21 protein-coding genes are annotated in these 24,408 nt (G+C 71.2%); 13 read left to right on the top strand and 8 right to left on the bottom strand.

All coding sequences use genetic code 11. The features are described from left to right. The first annotated feature begins 63 nt into the window (after window positions 1-63). The 5 genes from BM085_RS01080 to BM085_RS01060 are packed head-to-tail and all read left to right on the top strand — an operon-like array spanning window position 64 to window position 5,723. The gene (locus tag BM085_RS01080; protein ID WP_093885166.1) at window positions 64-1,614 is read left to right on the top strand and encodes an ABC transporter ATP-binding protein; all 1,551 of its coding nucleotides are present in this window, start codon (window positions 64-66) and stop codon (window positions 1,612-1,614) included. Beyond that, entirely contained in the window at window positions 1,611-2,756 is a 1,146-nt protein-coding gene (locus tag BM085_RS01075; protein ID WP_245789049.1) for an ABC transporter permease, read from the top strand. Before BM085_RS01080 ends, BM085_RS01075 begins: the two co-directional genes overlap by 4 nt. Further along, window positions 2,753-4,042, top strand: coding sequence for an ABC transporter permease (locus BM085_RS01070; RefSeq protein ID WP_093885165.1), 1,290 nt, complete (start codon window positions 2,753-2,755; stop codon window positions 4,040-4,042). The genes BM085_RS01075 and BM085_RS01070 overlap by 4 nt, the downstream gene beginning before the upstream one ends. Continuing rightward, complete coding sequence (locus BM085_RS01065; RefSeq protein WP_093885164.1) at window positions 4,042-4,440, top strand: cytidine deaminase; 399 nt, start codon at window positions 4,042-4,044, stop codon at window positions 4,438-4,440. The genes BM085_RS01070 and BM085_RS01065 overlap by 1 nt, the downstream gene beginning before the upstream one ends. Before the next feature lie 2 nt (window positions 4,441-4,442). After that, complete coding sequence (locus tag BM085_RS01060; protein WP_093885163.1) at window positions 4,443-5,723, top strand: thymidine phosphorylase; 1,281 nt, start codon at window positions 4,443-4,445, stop codon at window positions 5,721-5,723. A gap of 257 nt (window positions 5,724-5,980) precedes the next feature. Here BM085_RS01060 and BM085_RS01055 read toward each other — a convergent pair whose 3' ends face one another. Beyond that, window positions 5,981-6,409, bottom strand: coding sequence for a MarR family winged helix-turn-helix transcriptional regulator (locus tag BM085_RS01055; RefSeq protein WP_245789048.1), 429 nt, complete (start codon window positions 6,407-6,409; stop codon window positions 5,981-5,983). Window positions 6,410-6,469: 60 nt separating this feature from the next. Between BM085_RS01055 and BM085_RS01050 the strand changes: the two genes are divergently transcribed. From BM085_RS01050 to BM085_RS01030, 5 genes are all read left to right on the top strand, one after another. Then, the gene (locus tag BM085_RS01050) at window positions 6,470-7,921 is read left to right on the top strand and encodes an MFS transporter (RefSeq protein WP_093885161.1); all 1,452 of its coding nucleotides are present in this window, start codon (window positions 6,470-6,472) and stop codon (window positions 7,919-7,921) included. A 226-nt stretch (window positions 7,922-8,147) separates the two neighbouring features. Then, window positions 8,148-8,753 carry an AMIN-like domain-containing (lipo)protein gene (locus tag BM085_RS01045; protein ID WP_093885160.1) on the top strand — a complete coding sequence of 202 codons (606 nt, stop codon included), beginning with the start codon at window positions 8,148-8,150 and terminating at the stop codon, window positions 8,751-8,753. A 21-nt stretch (window positions 8,754-8,774) separates the two neighbouring features. Next, window positions 8,775-9,128 carry a cupin domain-containing protein gene (locus BM085_RS01040; RefSeq protein WP_093885159.1) on the top strand — a complete coding sequence of 118 codons (354 nt, stop codon included), beginning with the start codon at window positions 8,775-8,777 and terminating at the stop codon, window positions 9,126-9,128. A 289-nt stretch (window positions 9,129-9,417) separates the two neighbouring features. Continuing rightward, entirely contained in the window at window positions 9,418-10,497 is a 1,080-nt protein-coding gene (locus BM085_RS01035; protein WP_093885158.1) for an adenosine deaminase, read from the top strand. A 28-nt stretch (window positions 10,498-10,525) separates the two neighbouring features. Beyond that, complete coding sequence (locus tag BM085_RS01030; RefSeq protein WP_093885157.1) at window positions 10,526-11,203, top strand: hypothetical protein; 678 nt, start codon at window positions 10,526-10,528, stop codon at window positions 11,201-11,203. Between the two features lie 48 nt (window positions 11,204-11,251). Here BM085_RS01030 and BM085_RS01025 read toward each other — a convergent pair whose 3' ends face one another. The 4 genes from BM085_RS01025 to BM085_RS01010 form a co-directional block, all read right to left on the bottom strand. After that, window positions 11,252-12,679, bottom strand: a complete 1,428-nt coding sequence (locus BM085_RS01025; protein ID WP_093885156.1) for an ATP-binding protein — start codon at window positions 12,677-12,679, stop codon at window positions 11,252-11,254. Between the two features lie 156 nt (window positions 12,680-12,835). Further along, the gene (locus tag BM085_RS01020) at window positions 12,836-14,479 is read right to left on the bottom strand and encodes a phospho-sugar mutase (RefSeq protein WP_093885360.1); all 1,644 of its coding nucleotides are present in this window, start codon (window positions 14,477-14,479) and stop codon (window positions 12,836-12,838) included. Between the two features lie 165 nt (window positions 14,480-14,644). Beyond that, window positions 14,645-15,448 carry a purine-nucleoside phosphorylase gene (locus BM085_RS01015; protein WP_093885155.1) on the bottom strand — a complete coding sequence of 268 codons (804 nt, stop codon included), beginning with the start codon at window positions 15,446-15,448 and terminating at the stop codon, window positions 14,645-14,647. Between the two features lie 166 nt (window positions 15,449-15,614). Beyond that, window positions 15,615-16,067, bottom strand: a complete 453-nt coding sequence (locus BM085_RS01010) for a gamma-glutamylcyclotransferase family protein (RefSeq protein ID WP_031160818.1) — start codon at window positions 16,065-16,067, stop codon at window positions 15,615-15,617. A gap of 144 nt (window positions 16,068-16,211) precedes the next feature. Here BM085_RS01010 and BM085_RS01005 point away from each other — a divergent pair, with 144 nt between their 5' ends. Beyond that, on the top strand, window positions 16,212-17,606 hold the full coding sequence (locus BM085_RS01005) for an NAD(P)H-quinone dehydrogenase (RefSeq protein WP_093885359.1): 1,395 nt from the start codon (window positions 16,212-16,214) through the stop codon (window positions 17,604-17,606). On the opposite strand, the gene BM085_RS01000 is transcribed toward BM085_RS01005, so the two are convergent. After that, window positions 17,554-18,792, bottom strand: a complete 1,239-nt coding sequence (locus tag BM085_RS01000; RefSeq protein WP_093885154.1) for a pentapeptide repeat-containing protein — start codon at window positions 18,790-18,792, stop codon at window positions 17,554-17,556. The two genes, BM085_RS01005 and BM085_RS01000, sit on opposite strands and share 53 nt — an antisense overlap. A gap of 262 nt (window positions 18,793-19,054) precedes the next feature. Here BM085_RS01000 and BM085_RS00995 point away from each other — a divergent pair, with 262 nt between their 5' ends. After that, window positions 19,055-19,471, top strand: coding sequence for a nuclear transport factor 2 family protein (locus BM085_RS00995; RefSeq protein WP_093885153.1), 417 nt, complete (start codon window positions 19,055-19,057; stop codon window positions 19,469-19,471). A gap of 380 nt (window positions 19,472-19,851) precedes the next feature. Beyond that, the gene (locus tag BM085_RS00985) at window positions 19,852-21,057 is read left to right on the top strand and encodes an ROK family transcriptional regulator (protein ID WP_093885151.1); all 1,206 of its coding nucleotides are present in this window, start codon (window positions 19,852-19,854) and stop codon (window positions 21,055-21,057) included. Between the two features lie 94 nt (window positions 21,058-21,151). Here BM085_RS00985 and BM085_RS00980 read toward each other — a convergent pair whose 3' ends face one another. Both BM085_RS00980 and BM085_RS00975 read right to left on the bottom strand, forming a co-directional pair. Then, on the bottom strand, window positions 21,152-22,510 hold the full coding sequence (locus BM085_RS00980) for a hypothetical protein (RefSeq protein ID WP_093885150.1): 1,359 nt from the start codon (window positions 22,508-22,510) through the stop codon (window positions 21,152-21,154). Window positions 22,511-22,654: 144 nt separating this feature from the next. Next, the gene (locus BM085_RS00975) at window positions 22,655-24,400 is read right to left on the bottom strand and encodes an acetyl/propionyl/methylcrotonyl-CoA carboxylase subunit alpha (RefSeq protein ID WP_093885149.1); all 1,746 of its coding nucleotides are present in this window, start codon (window positions 24,398-24,400) and stop codon (window positions 22,655-22,657) included. Window positions 24,401-24,408 lie beyond the last annotated feature (8 nt).

Genomic DNA, 24,408 nt, shown 5'->3' with positions numbered 1-24,408 from the left:
CTCGCCTTCCTCCCTCTCTCCACCACGATTCCGTGAGCCGGCCAGGCTCTCCAGGAGAACGCATTGTCGACGAGCTCGGACACCCTCGCCGCGGCGCCACCCGCCGTGGAGCTGGAGGGAATCACCAAGCGCTTCCCCGGTGTCGTCGCCAACCATGACATCCGGATCGCCGTCGAACCCGGTACGGTCCACGCCATCGTGGGTGAGAACGGCGCCGGCAAGTCCACGCTGATGAAGATCCTGTATGGCATGCAGCGGCCCGACGAGGGCAGGATCCGCGTCCACGGCGAGGACGTCAACTTCCGCACTCCCAGCGACGCGATCGCGGCGGGGATCGGAATGGTGCACCAGCACTTCATGCTGGCCGACTACCTCACGGTGCTGGAGAACATCGTCCTCGGCGCCGAGCCGGGCAAGGGCGGCCTGCTGGACACCGCGGGCGCGCGCAAGCGCATCAACCAGCTGGCCGAGAGCCACGGGCTCCGGGTCGACCCCGACAGGATCGTCGAGGACCTCGGCGTCGGTGACCGGCAGCGGGTGGAGATCCTCAAGGTCCTGTACCGCGGCGCCCGCATCCTCATCCTCGACGAGCCCACGGCCGTCCTCGTGCCGCAGGAGGTCGACGAGCTCTTCGCCAACCTGCGCGAGCTCAAGGCCGAGGGCCTCACCGTCATCTTCATCTCGCACAAGCTCGACGAGGTGCTGAGCATCGCCGACGCGATCACGGTGATCAGGCGCGGTACCACGGTCGCCGCCGTCGATCCCGCCTCGGTCACCGCCCGGCAGCTCGCCGAGCTGATGGTGGGCAGCGAGCTGCCCACCCCGGAGACCCGGGAGTCCACGGTCACCGACCGCGTCGTGCTCGACGTGCGGGACGTGACGGTCCAGCGGGGAGCCGCCAAGCCGCTCCTGGAGGACGTCAGCTTCCCGGTGCGCGCCGGCGAGGTCGTGGGCATCGCGGGGGTCGAGGGCAACGGCCAGTCCGAGCTGATCGAGGCCATTATGGGCCTGCAGACGCTCAGCCGGGGACGGATCGTCCTCGGCGAGGACGACATCACCACCTGGTCGACGCTCCGCCGGCGTGAGGCCGGGATCGGCTACATCCCGGAGGACCGGCACCGCCAGGGACTCCTGCTGGAGGCGCCCCTGTGGGAGAACCGGGTGCTCGGCCACCAGACCAGGGAGCCCGCCCGCAAGGGGATCTGGGTGAACCGCACGGCCTCGCGCAAGGACACCGAGCGCATCGTCGCCGAATACGACGTCCGTACGCCGAGCATCGACACCCTCGCCCTGGCGCTCTCCGGCGGAAACCAGCAGAAGCTGATCGTCGGGCGGGAGATGAGCGGTGCGCCGAAGTTCCTCATCGCCGCCCATCCGACCCGTGGGGTGGACGTCGGCGCCCAGGCCGCGATCTGGGACCACCTGCGCACCGCCCGCGCCGCGGGTCTCGCCGTACTGCTGATCTCCGCCGACCTCGACGAGCTGATCGGCCTGTCGGACAGTCTTCACGTCATCTACAGCGGGCGCATGGTCGCCCGCCTCGACCCGAGTCAGGTCACCCCCGAGCAGCTCGGCGGATACATGACCGGCGCCATCGCCGAGGAGCAGTCATGATGCCCGCGAGGCTGCAACGCACGCTGCTGACCCTGGCGGGCGCGGCGGTGGCGGTCCTGCTGGCCGTCGCGATATCGAGTGTCGCGATCCTCGCGGCCGAGGCCAGCCCGATCACCGCCCTGGAGGCGATGTTCGACTTCGGCGACACCCAGGCGCAGGTGGCCACCGCCGTCGCCTTCATCCTCAACCGCGCCGTCCCGCTGTTCATCGCCGGTCTCGCGGTCGCCATCGGTTTCCGGATGAACCTCTTCAACATCGGCATCGAGGGCCAGTACCGCATCGCGGCGATCGTCGCCGCGTTCGTGGGCTCCCAGTTCGTGCTGCCCGGCCCGATCCAGATCACGTTGATCGTCGTCGTGGCGATGCTGGTGGGCGGTCTCTACGCGCTGATTCCGGCCGTGCTCAAGGTGACGCGCGGCGTGAACGAGGTGATCTCCACGATCATGCTCAACTACATCGCGATCAACCTCGCCGCCTTCCTGGTCCGGGGCCCGTTCACCGGGGAGCGGGAGGCCGGCCAGCTCACGACGTCCACCCCGCAGCTGCCCGAGTCGGCCTGGTTCCCCAACCTGAACTTCCTGTTCGAGATGTTCGGCCTGCCGGCCCCGCGCGGTGGCCTGTGGGGCTTCCTGACCGTCGCGATCCTGGTGGGTGTGATCATCTGGGTGGTGCTCGAACGGACCAGGTTCGGCTTCGAGCTCAAGGCCAGCGGCCTGAACGCCTCGGCCGCCCTCGCCTCGGGGGTCAACCCCAAGCGCATGGTGATCTCCGCGATGGTCCTCTCCGGCGCCATCGCCGGCCTCATCGGCATGCCGGAGATCCTCGGCCGCACCCACGCCTACGGCTCGAACTTCACCGCGGGCCTCGGCTTCCTCGGCATCGCGGTCGCCCTGCTCGGCAGGAACAAGCCGGTCGGCATCGCGGTGGCCGCGCTGCTCTTCGGCTTCCTCGACCGGGCCGCCGCCCCGCTCCAGTTCGCCGACATCCCGCCCTCGGTCATCGCCATCATCCAGGGCACGATCGTGCTCCTGGTCGTGATCGCCAACGAGATCACCAGCCGGATGTCGATGCGCCAGGAGGAACGGCGGGCCGCCCGCCAACTCGACACCACCAGCCAAGCCCAAGCAGAGGTGGCCGCATGACCACGTCCGTGGCAGCCTCCGAGGCCCGCCGTGTGCGCCGTTACCATCTGGCGCTCATCGGTGTGGCGCTGCTCATCCTGCTCCTGTCGCTCGCCCGCGTCGTCGCGGACGCCCCCGATCTCACCTCGTCGGGAACGTTCGCGGCGGCCCTGCTGCTCGCCGTGCCCATCGCGCTGGCCGGACTCGGCGGCCTGTGGGCCGAGCGGGCGGGCATCGTCAACATCGGCCTCGAAGGCATGATGGTGCTCGGCACCTGGTTCGCCGGATGGGCCGGCTACCAGTGGGGAGCCGCCGCGGCGCTGATCGCCGGTCTGATCGGCGGGGCGCTCGGCGGCCTGATCCACGCGATCGCGACCGTGTCGTTCGGCGTCGACCACATCATCAGCGGCGTGGCGATCAACCTCCTGGGGCCGGGCGTCACCCGCTTCCTGTCCGAGGTGCTGTACGCCCAGGGCACGCCCGCGGCCGAGAAGGGCGCGGGCATCACGACGTCGCCCACACTCGCCTCCGAGGCGCCGAGCGTCAGCCTGCCGCTCCTGTCCGACGGTCCCGATCTGCTCGGGAAGCTGGAGAGCACGCACTGGTTCCTGATCTCGGATGTCGCGGGGATCCTGCGCGGCCTCACGCATGATGTGAACGTGCTGGTCATCCTGGCGGTGGCGCTGATCCCGCTGACGTTCTTCGTGCTCTGGCGCACGGCCTTCGGGCTCCGGCTGCGCTCCTGCGGAGAGAACCCGTGGGCGGCGGAGTCGCTGGGTGTCAACGTCTACCTGACCAAATACGTCGCGACCGTCATCTCGGGCGCGCTGGCCGGTCTCGGCGGCGTGTTCCTGGTCTTCGTCACCACCAAGTACGTCGAGGGGCAGACCGCGGGCCGGGGGTTCATCGGCCTGGCGGCAATGATCTTCGGTAACTGGCGGCCGGGCGGTCTCGCCGCCGGCGCCTCCCTGTTCGGCTATGCCGATGGCCTGCAGCTACGCAGCTCCCAGGCCGTCACCGGGCTGCTGCTCTTCGGCGCACTGCTGCTGCTCATCTACACCGGCGCGGAGGTCCGCAGGCGCCTGGCCGCGGGCGAGCCCGGTGTCAGGCAGTACACCGGCGCGGTGGCGGCCTCGCTCGCCGCCATCGTGCTGCTCTGGCTCTGGATGACCGTCGACAAGCTGCCCAACGAGTTCGTTTTCATCACGCCGCACGTGCTGACGCTGCTGGTTCTTTCGGCGGCTTCGCAGAGCCTGCGAATGCCCAAGGCCGACGGTGTGCGCTATCGCCGAGGGGAACAGCACTGATGGACCTGATCGACTGGGCCGCGCTGAAGGCGGAGGCCGTACGGGCCATGGCGAACGCCTACGCCCCCTACTCCAAGTTCCCCGTCGGCGCCGCCGCGCTGGTGGACGACGGCCGGATCGTGTCCGGCTGCAACGTGGAGAACGCCTCCTACGGCGTCGGGCTGTGCGCGGAGTGCGGGCTGGTGTCCGCGCTGCAGGCCACCGGCGGCGGCCGGCTGATCGCCTTCACCTGCGTGGACGGGCACGAGGAGCTGCTCATGCCGTGCGGGCGGTGCCGCCAGCTCCTGTACGAGTTCGGCGGTGCCGGGCTGCTCGTGGAGACCGTGGACGGTCCCAAGCCGATGGCGGAGATCCTGCCGTACGCCTTCGGACCCGAAGATCTGAGCCGGGGGGCTTGAGCATGGACGTGATCGACGTCATCGTCACCAAGCGGGACGGCCGGGAGCTGTCCGTCGAGCAGATCGACTGGGTGATCGACGCCTACACCAAGGGCGTCGTCGCCGACGAGCAGATGTCCTCCCTCGCGATGGCGATCCTGCTCAACGGCATGACCCGGCGGGAGATCGGCGAGTGGACCCAGGCCATGATCCGGTCCGGGGCCCGGATGGACTGGGCGGCGCTGCCCGGCCGTACCACCGACAAGCACTCCACCGGCGGCGTCGGCGACAAGATCACGCTGCCGCTGGCCCCGCTGGTCGCCGCGTGCGGCGGCTACGTGCCCCAGCTCTCCGGCCGGGGACTCGGCCACACCGGCGGCACCCTGGACAAGCTGGAGTCCATCCCGGGCTGGCGGGCGTCCCTGTCCAACCGGGAGATGCTCGACGTGCTCGGTGCGGCCGGCGCGGTCATCTGCGCGGCGGGTGACGGGCTGGCCCCGGCCGACAAGAAGCTCTACGCGCTGCGCGACGTCACCGGCACCGTCGAGTCGATCCCGCTGATCGCCTCCTCGATCATGTCGAAGAAGATCGCGGAGGGCACCGGGGCGCTGGTGCTGGACGTCAAGGTCGGCTCCGGTGCCTTCATGAAGACCGTGGAGCGGGCCCGCGAGCTGGCCACGACCATGGTCGAGCTGGGCACCGACGCCGGCGTCGAGACCGTCGCGCTGCTCACCGCCATGGACCGGCCGCTGGGCCGCGCCGTGGGCAACGCCCTGGAGGTCACCGAGTCCGTCGAGGTGCTCGCCGGCGGCGGGCCCGACGACGTGGTCGAGCTGACCGTACGGCTGGCGCGCGAGATGCTGCAGGCCGCGGGCCTGTCCGGGGGCAAGGACCCGGAGCGGGCGCTGAAGGACGGTTCGGCGATGGACGCCTGGCGCCGGATGATCAGCGCGCAGGGCGGCGACCCGGACGCCCTGCTGCCGAGGGCTGCCGAGACCCTGGAGATCACCGCGCCCTCGTCCGGGGTGCTGGCCGGACTCGACGCGTACGGCGTGGGCCTGGCCGCCTGGCGGCTCGGCGCGGGCCGTGAGCGCAAGGAGGACCCGGTGTCCTTCGGCGCGGGCATCATGCTGCACGCCAAGCCGGGCGACCTGGTCCGCGAGGGGCAGCCGCTGATGACCCTGCACGCCGACGAGACGTCCCGCTTCGAGCGGGCGCTCGCCGCGCTGGAGGGCGCCTACGTGATCGGCGAGACCGCCGACCCCGGTCTGCTCCCCCTGGTGATCGACCGCATCACCGCCTGAGCGACGCCCGACGGACCGCCTCCCCGCCCGGCAGGGCCGGGAGGCGGCCCTGTCCGCGGGGCTGAACGGTCCGGAGAGGGGTCCGGACGCCGGTGGCGCGTCTGGGGCGTCTGAGACTTGTCAAGGCAGGGGAGACGGCCCCACGGAGCCCTCCCGGGGCGTTCTGGCACCCGCCCGGGTACGGCGGCGCCCAGGGGCGGCGGGTCCTGCGGCACGCGTTCGGACGGCGGGCCGTTCGGGCTCGGGCGGTGAGGCGCTCAGGCCTGGACGGCGGCGCGTTCGGACCGTGTGGGCTGCTCGGAGTGTGTGGGCCGCTCGGGGCCGAAGATGTCCGCCAGCACGGTGCGATGGGTGGTCAGCGCCGCCGCGTGACGCGCGCGGCCCTCGTCGGTGATGAGGACGAAGACGCCCCGCCGGTCGGCCTCGCACATGCCCCGGCAGACCAGGCCCGACTTCTCCAGGCGGGCGATCAGCCGTGAGCAGGCGCTCTGGCTCAGGTGGACCGCGTCGGCCACCTCCTGGACCCGGTATTTCTCCTGGCCGCCCTCGACCATCCGCTCCAGGACCTCGAACTCGCTCATCCCGAGCCGGTGTCGCTCGGAGAGCTCACGCTCCAGCGCGCAGGCGGCAGCGGCATGTTTGGCCAGCACATCTCGCCACGCGCGGACGGCGTACTCCTCGCTCATGCCGCGGATCGTACCATGCGCGAACATTAAATGCATGCGAATTAAATTCACTTGCATTAGATGCGTCTGCATGTATTGTTGGCCGACATGATCCCCTCCTCCAACGGCGGGCGCTGGGACGCGCGCCTCTGGGCCGCGCTCACGGTGCTCTGCGCCGTCGTGTTCCTCGACGCCCTCGACGTCTCGATGGTGGGCGTCGCCCTGCCGTCCATCCAGGCCGACCTCGGCCTGTCCACCTCCTCCCTGCAATGGGTGGTCAGCGGCTACGTGCTCGGATACGGCGGTCTGCTCCTGCTCGGGGGCCGCACCGCCGACCTGCTCGGGCGGCGCAGGGTCTTCCTGGTCGCGCTGGCGGTCTTCGCCGTGGCCTCTCTGCTCGGCGGCCTGGTCAGCGACGGCACGCTGCTGATCGCCGCCCGCTTCATCAAGGGGATCAGCGCCGCCTTCACCGCTCCCGCCGCGCTGTCCATCATCACCACGACCTTCGCCGAGGGCCCGGCCCGCAACAGGGCCCTCAGCATCTTCACCGCCTCCGGCGCCAGCGGCTTCTCCCTGGGCCTGGTCATCTCGGGATTCCTGACCGAGCTCGGCTGGCGCTGGACCTTCCTCATGCCGGTCCCCGTCGCGATCATCGCCCTGGTCGCGGCCCTGAGGTTCCTGCCCAAGCACCGCGAGGAGAGGGCCGAGGGCGGCTACGACCTCATCGGCGCGACGACCATCACCGCCTCGATGCTGCTGCTGGTGTTCGCCGTGGTGGAGGCCCCCGAGGTGGGCTGGGGCTCGGTCCGCACGATCGCCACCCTCGCCGCCGCCGTGGCCCTGCTGGTCGTGTTCGTGCTGGCCGAGCAGCGGGTCAGGCACCCGCTGGTACGGCTCGGCATCCTGCGCTCGGGGCCGATCGTCCGGGCCAACCTCGGCCTGGTGATCCTGTTCGGCTCCTACGTCGGCTTCCAGTTCGTGGCCATGCAGTACTTCCAGAACTTCCTGCACTGGTCGGCGCTGGAGACCGCCCTGGCGTTCCTGCCCGCCGGACTGCTGGTGGCCGTGACGTCCACCAAGATGGGCAGCCTGGCCGACCGGTTCGGCACCGCCCGGCTGATCGTGATCGGCTCGGCCGCGCTGGCCGCCGGATACGCCTTCTTCCTGCGGGTGGACGGCGCCCCCAGCCTGGCCACCCTCATCATCCCCGGCATGGTCCTGCTGGGCATCGCCTTCGCCCTGTCCTTCCCCTCGCTGAACATCCAGGCCACCAACGGCGTCGCGGACGACGAGCAGGGGCTGGCCTCCGGCCTGCTCAACACCTCCGGGCAGGTCGGCGGCGCGGTCGTGCTGGCCATCGTGACGGCGGTGCTCACCTCGAACACGAGCGCCGACCCGATCGACGGCTTCCGCGCCGCGATCGCGGTCTCCGGCATCCTCGGGCTGGTCGGCCTGGTGATCGCCCTCACCGGTCTCCGCCGTCCCCGTACGGCCGCCCCCGTCGAGGACGAGAGGGTGCTGGAGACCGTCTGACGGCACTCGCGCGCCGCCCGGGGCACACGGCCCGGCGCGGAGCGCGGGACGGCCGCCGCCGGGGACGGGGGGGCCGGCGGCGGCCTGTCGCGTGTCGCCGTCCCGGCCGCCGGCGGGATCCATGACTCCTTCCTCGACCCGCTGTCACGATCCGGCCGCGGCTGATCCGGCCCGTGGGGTGAACCACTCCCGGGTCCGGGGCATCTAACGAGCCAGGAGGCCCACCATGAAGCGCACCAGCGTCGCACTCGCCCTCGTCCCGCTCGTCCTGTTCGCCGCCGGATGCGGCGCCGCCGCGCCACCGGAGGCCGCGTCGGTGTCCTCGTCCTCGCCCGCTCCCACGGCGGCTCCGACTCCGCCGCCCTCCTCGCCCGCCGCCCCCTCGAAGGCCGGGCCCAAGCCGCCGACGAGCACCAAGGAGGTCGAGGTCAAGCACGCCGTCGACGAGCCGCCGACCGTCACCGGGGTGCGCTTCGCCGAGCACGGAGGATTCGACCGGGTGGTGATCGACCTGAAGGGCGGCCTGCCGGGATACAGCGTGCGGTGGGTGCCCGAGCTCGTCCAGGACGGGTCGGGCGAGCCGATCGACGTCCAGGGCGGGGCCTACCTCCAGGTGTCGATGCACCCGGCCGGCGCGCACACCCAGTCGGGCAGCCCGACCTGGGCGGGCGGGCCGATCTTCCAGGCCGCGCTGGGCAACGTGCGGAACGTGGTCAAGACGGGTGACTTCGAGGCCGTGGTCGGCGTGGGCATCGTCCTCGACCGCAAGGCGGCCTTCCGGGTGACCGAACAGAAGAAACCGGACCGGCTGGTCATCGACGTCGCGCACTGAGAGCGATGACAGACTGGCCTGATGGTACGCAAAATCGACAGCGCGACGCGGATCCCGGTCCCCGGCGGCAAGACCATCGACGAGTACGTCGGCAGGGTCAACAGCGACGACAGCCGGATCTCGATCGCGCACATGAAGGCCCCGGCCGGGTGGGACGAGCCGGCCCAGACGCCGGAGTTCGGCGAATACACGCTGGTGCTCAAGGGGACGGTCATCGTGGAGCACGAGGGCGGCACGACCGAGGTCAACGCCGGGCAGGCGTTCGTGAGCGAGCCGGGGGAGAAGATCCGCTACAGCTGCGGCCCCGAGGGCGCCGAGTATGTCGCCGTCTGCGTCCCCGCCTTCTCTCCCGAGTCCGTCAACCGCGACGGATGACCGCCGATTCCGTCAACCGCGACGGATGACCGCCGGTTCCGTCAACCGCGACGGATGACCGCCGGTTCCGTCAACCGCGACGGATGACCGCCGGTTCCGTCAACCGCGGCGGACGGCCCTGCGGCCGTGTGGCCGCGCGGTCCCCGCACCGCCGTGAACGCGGGGCCTCCCGTTTCCACCGAGGCCCTCATCGGCGCCGGGGGAGGCCGCGCCGTACATCGCGCGACCTGCACACGGCCGCACATGCTCGCAAGATCTGTGATTAGGCACCCGACGGTAAGGTGATGAGATGAGTCAGCTTCCCACCCTTGAGGAGATACGCCGGGCTCCGAAGGTGTTGCTCCACGATCACCTTGACGGTGGCCTGCGGCCCGAGACCATCATCGAGCTGGCCGCCGAGTCGGGTTACGACCGGCTGCCCACGACCGACACGGACGGCCTGCGGACCTGGTTCCAGGAGGCCTCCGACTCCGGCTCGCTGGAGCGCTACCTGGAGACCTTCGACCACACGGTCGGCGTCATGCAGACCCGCGAGTCGCTGGTCCGGGTCGCCGCCGAGTGCGCCGAGGACCTGGCCGCCGACGGCGTCGTCTACGCGGAGGTGCGCTACGCGCCCGAGCAGCACACCTCCGCGGGTCTCAGCCTCGAAGAGGTCATCGAGGCCGTGCAGGAGGGGTTCAGGGCCGGCTCCGAGGGCCGTGGCATCCGGGTGGGCACGCTGCTCACCGCGATGCGCCACCAGGCCAGGTCCAGGGAGATCGCCGAGCTGGCGGTCCGCTACCGCGACGTCGGCGTGGCGGGCTTCGACATCGCCGGGGCGGAGGCGGGCTACCCTCCCACGCGCCACCTCGACGCCTTCGAATACCTCCAGCGCGAGAACGCCCACTTCACCATCCACGCCGGCGAGGCCTTCGGCCTGCCGTCGATCTGGCAGGCGATCCAGTGGTGCGGCGCCGACCGTCTCGGCCACGGTGTCCGGATCATCGACGACATCACGGTGTCCGGCGAGGGGGAGGCCAAGCTCGGCCGCCTCGCGGCCTACGTCCGCGACAAGCGCATCCCGCTGGAGATGTGCCCGACCTCCAACCTGCAGACCGGTGCCGCGACCTCCATCGCCGAGCACCCGATCGGCCTGCTCCGCCGACTGAACTTCCGGGTCACGGTCAACACCGACAACCGGCTGATGAGCGCGACCTCCGTCTCGGAGGAGTTCGCCAAGCTGTCGGAGGCCTTCGGCTACGGCTGGGACGACATGCAGTGGTTCACGATCAACGCCATGAAGTCGGCGTTCCTGCCGTTCGACGAGCGTCTGGCGCTCATCAACGGTGTCATCAAGCCCGGATTCGCGCGCCTCAAATGGCAGTCGTGAACGGGTCCGCACGAGTGGAGTGAACGCGATGAAGCAGGTGTTCCGGTCGAGGACCGCCCTGGTCCTCGGCTGGATCTGGATGGCGTTCGCCGCGTTCAACGCGGTGGATCTGATCGTCCGCTACAGCGGGCCGTCCTCGCTGGTCGCCGCCGCGGTGCTGGGGGTGCTGACCGCGCTGGTCTTCGTCGCCTGCCTGCGTCCGGCGGTCGTCCTGACCGAGGACGGCGTGCTGGTCCGCAACCCGCTGAGGAACGCCTCCGTGCCGTTGGCCGGGGTGGACGAGGTCGCGGTCTCCCACGCGATCAAGATCACATCCGGTGGGGAGAGCGTCCGCTGCTGGACGCCGCAGACCTCGGCCCGCGAGCGGGCGGCGGCCGTACGGAGGGGAACCTCCGCGAACACCGGTGGCCGCTACAAGACCGAGCCGACGCGCTCGAAGGGGGAGCAGGCGGCGGCCGAGGCGCTGGCGGGCAGGACCCACGCCGACTGGGTCGCCGAGCAGATCACCGAGCGGGCCGAGGCCGCGAAGCGGGCGGCCGTCCGGAACGCCGGGCGGGTGACCGCCGCGCCCGCCGACGGCGCGGGTGCGCGGGCCACCGAGCCAGACGTCACCGGGGCCGGGGCCATGAAGGTCACCTGGGCGCCGAGTGCCCTGGCCGCCCTGCTGGCCGCGGCCGTCCTGGTGATCGCCGCGATCCTCGCCTGATCACGGTGCCCGGCCTCCGGGACCGGCCTCATCGGCCGGGGCCGGTCCTCACGCGCCCGACAGAGGGCGCCAGGCGTCGAGCAACCGCTCCGGGGTGATCGCTTCGACGCCCTCAGCCGTGACACCGCTCCGCGAGACGGCGAACAGCGGGGTCGAGGTGTCGGCGCCCGGCAGTTTGGACCGGTGGACGATGAGCTCGCTCAGGTCATGCCGGTCGAACGGCCGGTTCTCCAGCCATTTGATCGAGCCGACCATGGTGATCTTCTTGGCGACCGGCTCGCGATCCGCCCCTACGATGTCGATCTCCGGATCGTTCGTGCGGGTCCAGTAGCCGCCGATGGCGCAGGTCCCCTCCGGCAGCCCGTCCATACGTCGCAGCGATTCCCGGATCACCGGTTCGACGGCCGCTCCCCGCCATGAGGTCCATGATCGGTGAAACCGGGCGAGCACCAGGTCGCCCCGGTCCCGTTCGATCTCAGGGAGCCAGGGGCCGACAAAAGTGAGCCAGAAACGCAGATGCGTGTCCGCGATGTGATACCTGGTCTCACGTGAGGGCCGGGTGGCCAGCGGGAGTTCGGGGACGACCAGTCGTTTCTCGACCAAGAACTGCAACGCGCGATTGAGTGAGGCTCTGGGAATGCCCGGGGTCGCGCGGTCTATCGAAGCGTGAGTGCGCTGGCCCGAGCCGATGGCACTCAACACGGTCCGGGCCTGGGCATCGGGCGGCAGTTCGGCGGCAAGAGCACGTTCACCGCTGATCACCAGAGACGATGTGGAATCCGTCAGGGCCTCCTGTAGATATTCCTGAACGGAGAGCCCCGGCTGCCATTCCTCGCAGATCATCGGCAGGCCGCCGGACACCAGATGGGCGTCGAAGGCGTCCGCCGCGGTCAACTCCAGCTTTCTGGCCACGTCCGCCGGTGTGAGCGGCCTGACCACCATCTCGGTGGCCCGCATGTAGAAGGGTCTGTCGTACTGGTTGATCGCCTCCATCATCGACAGGTCCGAGCCGATGAGGATGAGCAGCACCGGACGGTGGGAGAACTCCCGGTCGAACAGCACCTGCAGGACACTTTCGAGGTCAGGGCTGCTTGCGATCAGGTAGGGGAGTTCGTCGAGAACCACGATGCTCGGCGATTCCTGGGGAAGAGCGGCCACCATAAGGCGTAGCGCGGCATCCCAGGAGTCCGGCGACTGCCCGGCCATGAGCCGGGCTCCGGGAAGGTCGGATGCGGCGCCGGCGCTGAGGAACCTCTGAAGCTGCTGGCTTTCCGGCCCTCTGGCGGCGGAATAGAAGAGGTGGGGGACGCCCGAGCGCCGGATGAACTCTTCGGCCAGGCGTGACTTGCCGACGCGTCGGCGACCTCGCACCAGGATCGCTCGTCCCGGCCTTCCGACGTGGCCCCCCGCCTCGACCTTGTCCAGCAGCCGCCGCAGTTTGCCCAGCTCGTGGTCTCGTCCGATGAACCCGTCCATCGCTCTCCAATGGTCTCATCTGTGAGAGTCTCAAATTTGAGACTCTCACAGATGAGACCATCAGGCGTGAGAGTCTCACCGGGACGTCTTGAGGGTGAAGGCTCCGGCGTCAGCGCTGTCCAGTGAAGAGGAGACCCGTCCCGGGGCCGGCCGGTGTCACAGGCCGAGGGCGGCGGAGAGGTCGGCCTTCAGGGCGTCGAGGTCCTGTACGGCCTGCGTCCGGGCGTCGGCGACCTCGCCGGTGACGGGGACGACGACCTCCAGGTAGCACTTGAGCTTGGGCTCGGTGCCCGACGGGCGGACGACGACGCGGGCGCCGCCGGACAGGCGGTAGCGCAGGCCGTCGGTGGGCGGCAGGTCGGCGGAGCCCTCGCTCAGGTCGTCGGCGGACTCGACCTCGCGGCCCCCCAGCTTCACCGGAGGGTTGGCGCGCAGGCGGGCCATCGCGCCGGTGATCATGGACAGGTCGTCCACCCGGACCGAGAGCTGGGACGTGGCGTGCAGGCCGTAGCGGCGGGCCTGGTCGTCGAGGAGGTCGAGCAGGGTGCGGCCGTCGAGCTTGGCCTGGGCGGCCAGGCCGGCGACGGTCAGCGCCGCGCCGATGCCGTCCTTGTCGTGGACGGGCAGGCCCGAGTCCGCGCCGACGCTGTATCCCAGGGCCTCCTCGTAACCGAAGACCAGCCCGTCCCCGGCCTTCATGATCCACTTGAAACCGGTGAGGGTCTCGGCGTACCGCACGCCGTGCCCGGAGGCGATCTTGCCGAGCAGGGAGGAGGAGACGACGGTGGTGGCCACGAGACGCCCGTCGCCGGAGGTCTGCCTGATCACGTGCTCGCCCAGGAGGGCGCCCACCTCGTCGCCGGTCAGCATCCGGTAGCCGCCGTCCGGCAGGGGAACGCCCACCGCGCAGCGGTCCGCGTCGGGGTCGTTGGCCAGCACGATGTCCGCGCCGACGCTCCGGGCGAGCTCCAGCGCCAGGTCCATCGCGCCCGGCTCCTCCGGGTTGGGGAAGGCGACGGTGGGGAAGTCCGGGTCCGGGGCGGCCTGGGCCTCGACGGTCGCGGGGACCTCGAAGCCCGCGGTCCGGAAGGCGTCGTCCAGCGTGGCGCCGCCCACCCCGTGCAGCGGGGTGTAGGCCACCCGCAGCTCGCGGGCGGCGCCGAGCGGGAGCGCGGTCACCGCCTCCAGGTAGGCGGCCACGACGTCGTCGCCCAGCGTGGTCCAGGCGGGGTCGGCGGGGGAGCCGAGGGGCAGGCCGGAGACCGGGCCGACGGCGTCGATGGCGGCGGAGATCTCCGAGTCGACCGGCGGCACGATCTGGGAGCCGTCGTTCCAGTAGACCTTGTAGCCGTTGTCCCGGGGCGGGTTGTGGCTGGCGGTGACGGTCACGCCCGCGTCGGCGCCGAGGTGGCGGACGGCGAAGGCCAGCACCGGGGTGGGCAGCGGCCGGGGAAGGACGGAGGCGCGCAGCCCGGCACCGGTGAGCACGGCGGCGGTGTCGTGGGCGAAGACGTCGGACTTGTGCCGGGCGTCGTAGCCGATCACGACGTGCCGCCCCGGGCCGAGGACCCGGGCGAGACCGGCGGCGGCGCGCATGACGGTGACCCGGTTCATCCGGTTGGGCCCGGCGCCCAGCTCGCCGCGGAGACCGGCGGTGCCGAACTCCAGTTTGGTCCCGAACCGCGCGCGCAGCGCGTCCGCGTCGCCGCCGTCCAGCAGCGCCGTGAGCTCGGCGCGGGTCTCCGGGTCCGGGTCCTGGGCCAGCCAGGACCGCGCATGCCGTACAAGATCGCTGCTCATCGTCACCTCACGCTCCGGGCCGGGACCTGTCCGCCCACCGGCCGTTCCGCCGTCCCGCCGCGCCATCCGCCGACTCACCGGCTGTTCCGCCGACCTGTCGGTCGCTCCGCCGGACCCGCCGTCCCGCTCACCGGCCGTTCCGCCGGGCCGGGCGCGGCTCTCCGACTACAGCTTGCCGACGACCTCGGCCAGCAGACCGCCCATGCGTGCGGCGGTGGCGCGGCCGACCTCCAGCACTTCCTCGTGGTTCAGCGGCTCGCCCACCAGCCCGGCGCCCGGGTTGGTGACCAGCGAGATGCCGAGCACGTCGGCACCGCCCTCGCGGGCCGCGACGGCCTCCAGCGCGGTGGACATGCCGACCATGTCGCCGCCGAGGATCCTGCACATGCGGACCTCGGCCGGGGTCTCGTAGGTCGGGCCGCGGAAGGCCACGTAGACGCCCTCGGCCATCGACGGCTCGATCTCGCGGACCAGGTCGCGCAGGCGCGGGGTGTAGACGTCGGTGAGGTCGACGAAGGTGGCCCCGGTGATCGGGTTGGCGCCGGTCAGGTTGATGTGGTCACTGATCAGCACCGCCTCGCCGACCTCCTGGGTCTCCGGGCGCAGGCCGCCGGCGGCGTTGGTCAGCACGATCGTGCCGACGCCGGCCTTGATCGCGGTCCGCACCCCGTGCACGACCGGGTCCACGCCTCGGCCCTCGTAGAGGTGGGTGCGGCCCAGGAAGATCAGCGCGACCTTGCCCGACCCGGTCCGGACCGCGCGGACCCTGCCCGCGTGGCCGGCCACGGCGGGCGGCGCGAAACCGGGCAGGTCGGTCACCGGGATCTCGGAGATCGTCTCGCCGATCGCGTCGGCGGCCGGCACCCAGCCCGAACCCATCACCAGCGCGACGTCGAACGAATCGACTCCCGTGGCGCTCTTCAGCGCGGTCGCGGCTTCCGTGGCGAGTGCATAAGGGTCATTGCTCACGTTGCAGAGCGTACTCGCCGTTCTTCCCGGATCGGGCCTGACGGCATCCCGACACGGAGACGCGGTGAACCGGCCGGCGGCGCGGGGGCGCGGAGCGGAGCGGAGGGCGTGAGGGAGCCGGGCACGGCGCGGGGCCTGTGCCGTGGGGTGGCCGCCAGGCGCCCGGTCAGCTTCCCAGGGACGTGCAGGGACGGCTGCGCAGGTCCTTGACGTAGTCGTCGGGGGCGCCGGCGTGCTCGGCCGCTTCGGCGAGGATGCCGAGGTAGCGGGCGGAGGGCAGGCCGCCCTCATAACCGTCGAGCACGTAGAACCAGGCCACCACCTCGCCCTCCAGGGTCTGCACCCGGAGCCTGACCTTGTGGTAGAGGCCGCGTGCCGCGCCCTCCCACTGGTCGAGAGAGGTCTCGTCCCATTCGGGCACGTCGTAGAGGACGACGAAGACGTGCTCGTCGGGGTCCTCGACGATGGAGGCGAGCGCGCCCTCCCAGCCGAGGTCGTTTCCGCCGAACGTCAGGCGCCAGCCCTGAAGCCAGCCCGACCCCCGCATCGGCGAGTGCGGGGCCCGCTGGGCCATCTGCTTCGGGTCCATGTTGCTGCCGTAGGCGGCGTAGACAGGCACGGTGTCCAACACTAATCCAAGATCTGCCAGACGCTCACTCCGCCTCGGCGTCCCGTTGATTTCCTCTGTGCCCGCAACGTCTTTCGCGGTTTCGGAGGGGTACCGGAGAGACGGTTGGTCCGAGGATGCGGGAGAATGGGGTACGTGACAAGGATCGTGATCATCGGTGGCGGGCCCGGCGGCTACGAGGCGGCGCTGGTGGCCGCGCAACTTGGGGCGCAGGTCACCGTGGTCGAACAGGACGGTCCCGGCGGGGCCTGTGTGCTGACGGACTGCGTGCCGTCCAAGACGCTGATCGCCACCTCCGTGCGCAAGCAGGCGCTGCTGGACGCCAGCATGCTGGGTGTGCACCACACCGGCGGCCCCGACGGCGACGCCGGCGGCGTCATCGCCGACATGCCGCTGGTCAACAGGCGGGTGAAGGAGCTGGCCCAGGCGCAGTCCGCCGACATCGCCGCGCGGCTGGCAGCCGAGGGGGTCGAGGTGGTCCGGGCAGCCGGGCGGCTGGTCGACCCGCAGGTGGTCAGGGCCGGAGACCGGACGATCCGCGCCGACGTCGTCATCGTGGCGACCGGCGCGACCCCGCGCATCCTGCCCAGCTCCGAGCCGGACGGCGAGCGCATCCTCACCTGGCGCCAGATGTACGACCTGGAGGAGCTGCCCGAGCACCTCATCGTGGTCGGCTCCGGCGTCACCGGCGCGGAGTTCGCGGGCGCCTACCGCTCCCTGGGCTCCGAGGTCACGCTCGTGTCCTCGCGCGACCGGATGATGCCCAACGAGGACGCCGACGCCGCCGAGGTCCTCGAAGAGGTCTACCGGCGCCGCGGGATGAACGTCATGGGCCGTTCCCGGGCCGAGTCCGTCAAACGCACCGCCGACGGCGTGGTCGTCACGCTGGAGGACGGCAGGACCGCCGAGGGCAGCCACTGCCTGATGACGGTCGGCATGATCCCCAACACCGCGGGGCTCGGCCTGGAGGAGGCCGGGGTCACCCTCGACCGGGGCGGCTTCATCCAGGTGGACAAGGTCTCCCGCACCTCCGCGCCCGGCGTCTACGCGGCCGGCGACTGCACCGGGGTGCTGATGCTCGCCTCGGTCGCCGCCATGCAGGGCCGGATCGCGGTCTGGCACGCGCTCGGCGAGGCCGTACAACCGCTCCGCCTGGCCACCGTGGCCTCCAACATCTTCACCGACCCCGAGATCGCGGCCGTGGGCGTCGCGCAGAAGGCGATCGAGGCCGGTGAGATCGAGGCCAACGTGGTCAAGCTGCCGCTGGCCACCAACGCCCGCGCCAAGATGCAGGGCTTCAACGACGGCTTCGTCAAGCTGTTCTGCCGCCCGCACACCGGCATCATCCTCGGCGGCGTCGTGGTCGCCCCCGGCGCGTCCGAGCTGATCCTGGCGGTCTCGGTGGCGGTCCAGCAGCGGCTCACCGTGGACCAGCTCGCCCACACCTTCGCGGTCTATCCCGCGCTGTCGGGCTCCATCACCGAGGCGGCCCGCCGTCTGATGCAGCCGACGACCCCCAGCGGGATCTGACCCGCAGCCGCCCCAGGGCGTTCCTGCCGCCCTGTACGGCGTCCGCCACGAAGTGCAGCTCCTCCTCCCGCCTGGCCAGGGACAGCGCGTTCTTGGCCGCCTCGTAGGCGTCGATCGCGTGCCGCCAGTCCTGGTCGCCGGTGATGTCGCCGTGCCCGCTGACCTGGAACTCGTAGTCGAGCTGGTCGATCTCCTCGCCCAGCCGGGTGATGTCCTCCTCGGCGCCGCGCCGCATGAGCGCGAAACGGGAGTTCCGACGGCTCCGCCGCTGGGCGCTGATCCCCCAGGCCACCACGGTGACGGCCAGGCCGACCGCGCTGACCACCACCATGAGGAGCCCCACGGACGGGGCGCCGCCGGTCCCGGCCGGCTCGGCGAGCCGGTCGGTCTCCTTCTCCGGGGTGAACACCCCATCGGGGAAGGGCAGGTCGGTGCCCGGCAGGCTGAGGCCCTTCGGGGTGCCCTTGGCGCCGGTCAGGTCCGCGTCGTCGGCCTGCACGAAGGACGCCTCCTCCACCAGCGCGCCGGTGAAGACGGCGCCGTCCAGCTCGGCCTGGGTCAGCTCGGCCTCGCTCAGGTCGGCGTCCTTGAACGTCGCGTTGCGCAGGTTGGCCTGGCTCATCTTGGCCTCGCGGAGCTTGGCCCGGGTGAAGTCGGCCTTGCGCGCCTTGATCTGGCCCGGGGTGCTCTCGTTGAGGTCGGCGTCGATCAGCTTGGCGTTGGTGAAGTTCACCTGGGTCAGCTCGGCCCGGGTCAGGGTCGCCCCGGTCAGGTCGGCGTGCGGGAACTGCGCCTGCCCGGCCTCGGCGTCGATCAGGTTCGCCCCGCGCGCGTCGGCGTGGTCGGCGTGCATCTGGCCCAGGTCGGCCTCGCGGAGGTCGGCGCCGCGCAGGTCGGCGTATTTCAGCACGGCCTGGGTCAGGTTGGCCTGCCTGAGGTCGGCGCCGCGCAGGATCGCCCCGGTCAGGTCCTTCTGGACGAGCTCCACGCCCTTCAGCTTGGCCTTCGTCAGGTCGGCGCAGCGCAGGTCGGCGGGGAGCGAGGCGCCCCTGGTGAAGTCCTTGCCTCGCAGGTCGGCGCCCTGGCCGGGTCTGCAGGGTCCGGCCGCGGCCTGGGCGGGGGAGAGCATGGTCCCTGACAGCGCGAAGATCGCAGCGGTGAGTGCCAGAGGAACGGAACGACGCACGAGAGCCTCCTCGAAAAGCAGCCCCGATCGTGTCAGTGGATCATTGCACCTCGCTAGACGGCTGGTTGCACCTTTTGTCCAGCGTAACCGCCGGGGGACAACCGCAGGCCGCCGGTTCCCTCCTGTGCTCCTCGTCGCCGTGGTTGATCCTGAACAGCCACCCGCCCCGGATTTCGCGGGCCCTGCCTTACCTCGGTGGTAGTGGCCCGCATTACCTCGACGGTAATCGACGGTCTATGTCCGCACCTGACAGGCTTGTGCCATGAGTAACGACACTCGTGACACCGTGGAAGAATTGCTGCGCCGGATTGCCGAAGGCGATCACGACCGGCTGGCGGAGTTGTTCGCCGAGCCGATCGACTGGCAGCTCAACTGGCCCGCCGAGGGGCATCCGGCGGTGCCGTGGATCCGGCCCCGGTCCAGCCGGGCCGATGTGGCCGACCATTTCCGGTCGCTGGAGGCCCATCACGTGCCCGAGCTGAACGGCACATCGGTGACGCGGATCCTGATCGACGGGGCGCACGCCGTCGTGCTCGGGGAGATCGTGCAGACAGTGCGGGACGGCGGCACCGCCTACACCTCGCCGTTCGCGCTGCACCTCACCGTCGAGGACGGGCTCGTCACCCGCTACCACATCTACGAGGACAGCCTTACGGTCGCGCGGGCCCTCAGCGCCTGAGCGCGATCGCGGAGGGACCGCCCCGTTCTGCGGGGAGCTCTCCTCTCGGGCCCGCTCGGGGCGGCGCACCCGCCGAGCAGGCCGCCGACGACCGCTGCGGCACTGAGCCCCACCAGGCCGAGGAATCCGCGGCGGCTGGTCATCGCGCCTTGGGGGGAGAGATGTCACGGCGCGCTCCCTTCGTTGGTGCCGGTCGGATCGAGGACGTCGGTGGAGGATGGCTCCGAGGTAGAATTAGTTAGTCCGTTGGCCAAACAAACTAGTTCAGGGTGACCTTCGCCACAGGGGCCGCCGACCGCGGACCGGCGAGCAGCGGCCACAGACCGGTGAACGATGGGGCATGAGGGGACCGGCCTGGCCGAGCGGAAACGGGACTGACCTTGATCACATCTACGACGGACCCGCAGCCGGCGGACTTCGCCGACGTCCGGGCCACCAACCTCGCCGTCGTGCTGAGGTCCGTGCGCGAGCACGCGCCCTGCTCGCGGGCGGACATCGCGCTCTCCACCGGCCTCAACAAGGCGACGGTGTCGAGCCTGGTCGCCGACCTGATCGACCGCCGCCTGGTCCGGGAGACGGGGCTGACCGAGAACCGGGTCGGCCGTCCGGCCACGATGCTCGTGCTCGACGGCTCGCCGTACGCCGCGATCGGCGTCGAGATCAACGTCGACCACGTCATCGCCGTCGCGGTGGACCTGTCGGGGGAGAGGCTGCTGTCGTGGCGGCGATCCTTCCCCGGTGCGACCACCACGGCGGCCCAGGCCGTGGCCGCCGTCGCGGCGATCGTCCGCCGCGTGGTGAACCGGATGGCCAGGGAGGAACGGCAGGTCCTCGGCCTGGCCGTGGGCGTGCCCGGCCTGGTCGGCGCCGACGGCACCGTGCGCGTCGCGCCCAACCTCGGCTGGCGCGACGCCGACGTGTGCGGCGACCTCACCAAGGCCCTCCGTGACCCGGGCTTCCCCGTGCGGGTGGACAACGACGCCAACCTCGCGGCCCTGGCCGAGCACCGCTTCGGCCCACGGGCGGGGACGGCCAACCTGGTCTACCTCACCGGTGAGATCGGCGTGGGCGCCGGGGTCGTCCTCGACGGGCGCCTGCGCCGCGGCGGTCAGGGGTATGTCGGGGAGATCGGGCACATCCAACTCGATCCGCTCGGCGCCGAGTGCCGCTGCGGCCGCCTGGGCTGCCTGGAGGCCGTCGCGGGGATCGGCGCCGTACTGGAGCACCCCGCCCTCTCGCCGGCGGAGGTGGAGATCGAGCTGGACGAGGTGGTGCGGCTGGCCCGCGCGGCCGACTCCCGCACGCTCTCCACCCTCGCCACGGTGGGGCACAACCTGGGCAAGGGAGTGGCGATGATCGCCAACCTGCTCAACCCCGAGGTGGTCATCCTGGGCGGCTACTACGTGCCGCTCGCGCCCTGGCTGCTCCCCGCGGTGGAGGCCGAGCTGCGCGGGCGCACGATCGCGCCGGACGCCGGAGGATGCCAGGTCGTGGCCTCCACGCTGGGGTACGGCGCGGCGGCGCTGGGCGGCGCCGCGCGGGTGCTCGACTCGGTGGATTCGGGCCGTCTGCCGCGCGTCTCCTGACCCGAACCACACGGGCACGCGCCGGCGGGGCCTCACATGACGACGGGCGCGCTCCCCTCCAGGGGAACGCGCCCGTATCGGCTGTCAGCGGTGACTACCAGTCGCCGCCGCCGAAGTCACCACCGCCGAAGTCGCCTCCGCCGCCGAAGTCGCCCCAGCCCCCGCCGCCGAAGTCGCCTCCGCCGCCGAAGTCACCGCCGCTCTCGGCCGCGCCGTCCGCGTAGCCGGCGCCGTAGCCGCCCATGCCCCAGCCGCCGCCCATCATGCTGCCGAGCATCGTGCCGACGAGCATGCCGGTCATGACGTCGCCGAAACCGCCGTAGTAGCCGTAGGCGTAGGGCTGGTAGGCCGGGCCCGCGTCGTAGTAGGGGCGGCGCTGGCCGTTGACCATGACCTCGCGCGTCTGCGGCTCGAAGCCGCGCTCGATCGCCTCCGCGTCGGCCGCGCAGGCGGGCACCTCGCGCACCGCGCCACCGGGCGGCGCCCAGCGGACGTCACGGAACGAAGGGCCGTGCTGCGGGTTGAAGAAGCAGGGCGAGCGCCGCTCGGGGAGCGGCTGGTTGTTCACCCGCGCCTTCACACAGGCGAGGGCGTAGCGGCCCTCCTCCAGCGCGGTGGTCACGCCGCGGAGCTCGTCGGGGCGGCTGACCGCCGAGAGCTCCAGCTTGGCCCGCTCGTAGGAGTCGAGCGCGCGCTGCCAGTCCTGCTGGTGGTCGGCGCCGTCGCCGAGCAGCTTGACGTCGGTGTCGAGGTCGGTGATCTCCTCGCCGAACTTGGTGACGTCCTCGTCCACGGTCTGCTTGACCGCGGCCAGCTCGGCGGCCTCGCGGGCCTCGCGCTGCTGCTTCTTCTTGCGGGAGTAGAAGAAGATGCCCGCGCCACCGGCCAGGGCCAGCACCAGGATGCCGACCAGCACGCCCAGGCTGGAACCGCCGGAGGAGCCGGACGAGCTGGAGCTGGAGCCGACACCCGCGCCGGACGCCGCGTCATCGGCCAGCTTGACGAAGTTGATCACGTTGTCCGTCGGGCTGGTGGCCGTCTTGGCGCGGCCCAGCAGCTCGTCGACGTCGATGCCCTTGATGTTGGAGACACCGAACGGTTCGTTGCCGCTCATCAGCAGGACGGTGGACTTGCCGCCGATGTCCTTGCGGACCGAGGTCAGCAGGGTCCTCGCCTGGGACTGACTGGTGATCGAGCCCTTGGGCAGCAGCCCCACATAGACCGAGGAGGTCTGCTCGACGGCGCCGCGCATGGCGTCGGCCGCGTCGGTGGGGATCCCCGCGGCCGGATCGACGTAGAAGTGATCTCCGTCCTTCAGTCCCGCGGAGATCGTGCTGGGGTCGGGCGCCGCGGCGTTCGCCGCCGGCGCGATCATGAAGATGGCCAGCAGCCCGGCGAGTAGCGCGACGATCGCGGCACCGAAACGACCTGGCGCGGATTTTGTGGTGATCACGGCAGAAAGCCTCCTTCGTCCTGAAAGACGAATGAGTGGACGTCAGAGTTCCCTACCTCTTGACCGTATCCCGTCCCGGGCCACGTGTCGCAGCGAGATCGCCGGTATGCCGTGGATCGCGGCCCGGGGTCCGCGGCGTGGGAGTCAGTCCTTGATGGCGCAGATGGGGGCGCCGGCGGTGACGCTCTGCCCGGCGGTGGCGGCCAGGCCGGTGACGGTGCCGCTCTTGTGCGCGGTCAGGGGCTGTTCCATCTTCATCGCCTCCAGCACCACGATCACGTCGCCGGTGGTGACGGTGTCGCCGTCGGTGGCCACGACTTTGACGATCGTGCCCTGCATCGGGCTGATCAGGTCGTCGCCGCCGGCCGGGGGGGTGGCGGTCGTGGTGCGGCGCGGGCCGCGCCCGGCCCCTGCGGTGGTGGTGGGGCGGGTGGGGGTGGCGAAGCCGGCCGGGAGCACCACTTCCAGGCGTTTGCCGCCGACTTCGACGGTGAGGCGTTCGCGGCCGGCCGGTTCGGTGGTGTCGGTGGGTCCGTCGTAGGGGGGGATGGGGGTGGTGAACTCGGTTTCGATCCAGCGGGTGTGGATGGTGAACGGTTCGGCGGTGAAGGCGGCTTCGTCGACGATGGCGCGGTGGAAGGCCAGCACGGTGGGCATGCCGTCGATGGTGAACTCGGCCAGGGCGCGGCGGGCGCGGGCCAGGGCCTGGTCGCGGGTGGCGCCGGTGATGATGAGTTTGGCGATGAGGGAGTCGAAGGCGCCGGGGACGGTCATGCCGGTCTCGTAGCCGGCATCCAGGCGGACGCCGGGGCCGGTGGGGGTGCGCATCGCGGTGATGGTGCCGGGGGCGGGCAGGAAGTTTCGGCCGGCGTCTTCGGCGTTGATGCGGAATTCGATGGCGTGGCCGCGGGCGGGTGGGTCGTCGTAGCCGAGGGGGTGGCCGTCGGCGATGCGGAGCATCTCGGTGACCAGGTCGATGCCGGTGACCTCTTCGGTGACGGGGTGTTCGACCTGCAGGCGGGTGTTGACTTCGAGGAAGGAGACGGTGCCGTCTTGGCCGATGAGGAATTCGCAGGTGCCGGCGCCGGTGTAGCCGGCTTCGCGCAAGATGGCCTTGGAGCTGTCGCGCAGCAGGGTCTCCTGCTGGGGGGTGAGGAAGGGGGCGGGGGCTTCTTCGACGAGTTTTTGGTGGCGGCGTTGCAGGGAGCAGTCGCGGGTGGAGATGACGACGATGTGGCCGTGGGTGTCGGCCAGGCATTGGGTTTCCACGTGGCGGGGCCGGTCGAGGTAGCGTTCGACGAAGCATTCGCCGCGGCCGAAGGCGGCGGTGGCCTCGCGGACGGCGCTGTCGTAGGCGTGGGGGATGTCGGCGATGGTGCGGGCGACTTTGAGGCCGCGGCCGCCGCCGCCGTAGGCGGCTTTGATGGCGATGGGCAGGCCGTGTCGGTGGGCGAAGGCGATGGCTTGGTCGGCGTCGGTGACGGGGTCGGGGGTGCCGGCGACGAGGGGGGCGCCGACGCGGTGGGCGATGTGGCGGGCGGCGACTTTGTCGCCGAGGGCGGTGATCGCGGCGGGGGGTGGGCCGATCCAGGTGAGGCCGGCGTCGATGACGGCTTGGGCGAAGGTGGCGTTCTCGGCGAGGAAGCCGTAGCCGGGGTGGATGGCGTCGGCGCCGGTGGTGTGGGCGATGGTGAGGAGTTTGTCGATGTTGAGGTAGGTGTCGGCGGGGGTGGTGCCGGTCAGGGCGTGGGCTTCGTCGGCCAGGCGGACGTGCAGGGCGTCGAGGTCCTGGTCGGCGTAGACGGCGACGCTGGCCAGCCCGGCGTCCTTGCATGCGCGGGCGATCCGCACGGCGATCTCACCACGATTGGCGATCAAGACCTTCTGCACCGACGTCG

The organism is Streptosporangium canum (genome assembly GCF_900113865.1).
GTDB lineage: Bacteria > Actinomycetota > Actinomycetes > Streptosporangiales > Streptosporangiaceae > Streptosporangium > Streptosporangium canum.
This window is presented reverse-complemented; position numbering and strand designations above follow the sequence as displayed.

What these genes read in the sequence shown, in the direction of transcription:
- BM085_RS01075 (WP_245789049.1), top strand. Translation starts at nt 1,611, where the DNA reads ATGATGCCCGCGAGGCTGCAACGCACGCTGCTGACCCTGGCGGGCGCG.
- BM085_RS01070 (WP_093885165.1), top strand. Translation starts at nt 2,753, where the DNA reads ATGACCACGTCCGTGGCAGCCTCCGAGGCCCGCCGTGTGCGCCGTTAC.
- BM085_RS01065 (WP_093885164.1), top strand. Translation starts at nt 4,042, where the DNA reads ATGGACCTGATCGACTGGGCCGCGCTGAAGGCGGAGGCCGTACGGGCC.
- BM085_RS01060 (WP_093885163.1), top strand. Translation starts at nt 4,443, where the DNA reads ATGGACGTGATCGACGTCATCGTCACCAAGCGGGACGGCCGGGAGCTG.
- BM085_RS01055 (WP_245789048.1), bottom strand. Translation starts at nt 6,409, where the DNA reads ATGAGCGAGGAGTACGCCGTCCGCGCGTGGCGAGATGTGCTGGCCAAA.
- BM085_RS01050 (WP_093885161.1), top strand. Translation starts at nt 6,470, where the DNA reads ATGCGTCTGCATGTATTGTTGGCCGACATGATCCCCTCCTCCAACGGC.
- BM085_RS01045 (WP_093885160.1), top strand. Translation starts at nt 8,148, where the DNA reads ATGAAGCGCACCAGCGTCGCACTCGCCCTCGTCCCGCTCGTCCTGTTC.
- BM085_RS01040 (WP_093885159.1), top strand. Translation starts at nt 8,775, where the DNA reads ATGGTACGCAAAATCGACAGCGCGACGCGGATCCCGGTCCCCGGCGGC.
- BM085_RS01035 (WP_093885158.1), top strand. Translation starts at nt 9,418, where the DNA reads ATGAGTCAGCTTCCCACCCTTGAGGAGATACGCCGGGCTCCGAAGGTG.
- BM085_RS01030 (WP_093885157.1), top strand. Translation starts at nt 10,526, where the DNA reads ATGAAGCAGGTGTTCCGGTCGAGGACCGCCCTGGTCCTCGGCTGGATC.
- BM085_RS01025 (WP_093885156.1), bottom strand. Translation starts at nt 12,679, where the DNA reads ATGGACGGGTTCATCGGACGAGACCACGAGCTGGGCAAACTGCGGCGG.
- BM085_RS01020 (WP_093885360.1), bottom strand. Translation starts at nt 14,479, where the DNA reads ATGAGCAGCGATCTTGTACGGCATGCGCGGTCCTGGCTGGCCCAGGAC.
- BM085_RS00995 (WP_093885153.1), top strand. Translation starts at nt 19,055, where the DNA reads ATGAGTAACGACACTCGTGACACCGTGGAAGAATTGCTGCGCCGGATT.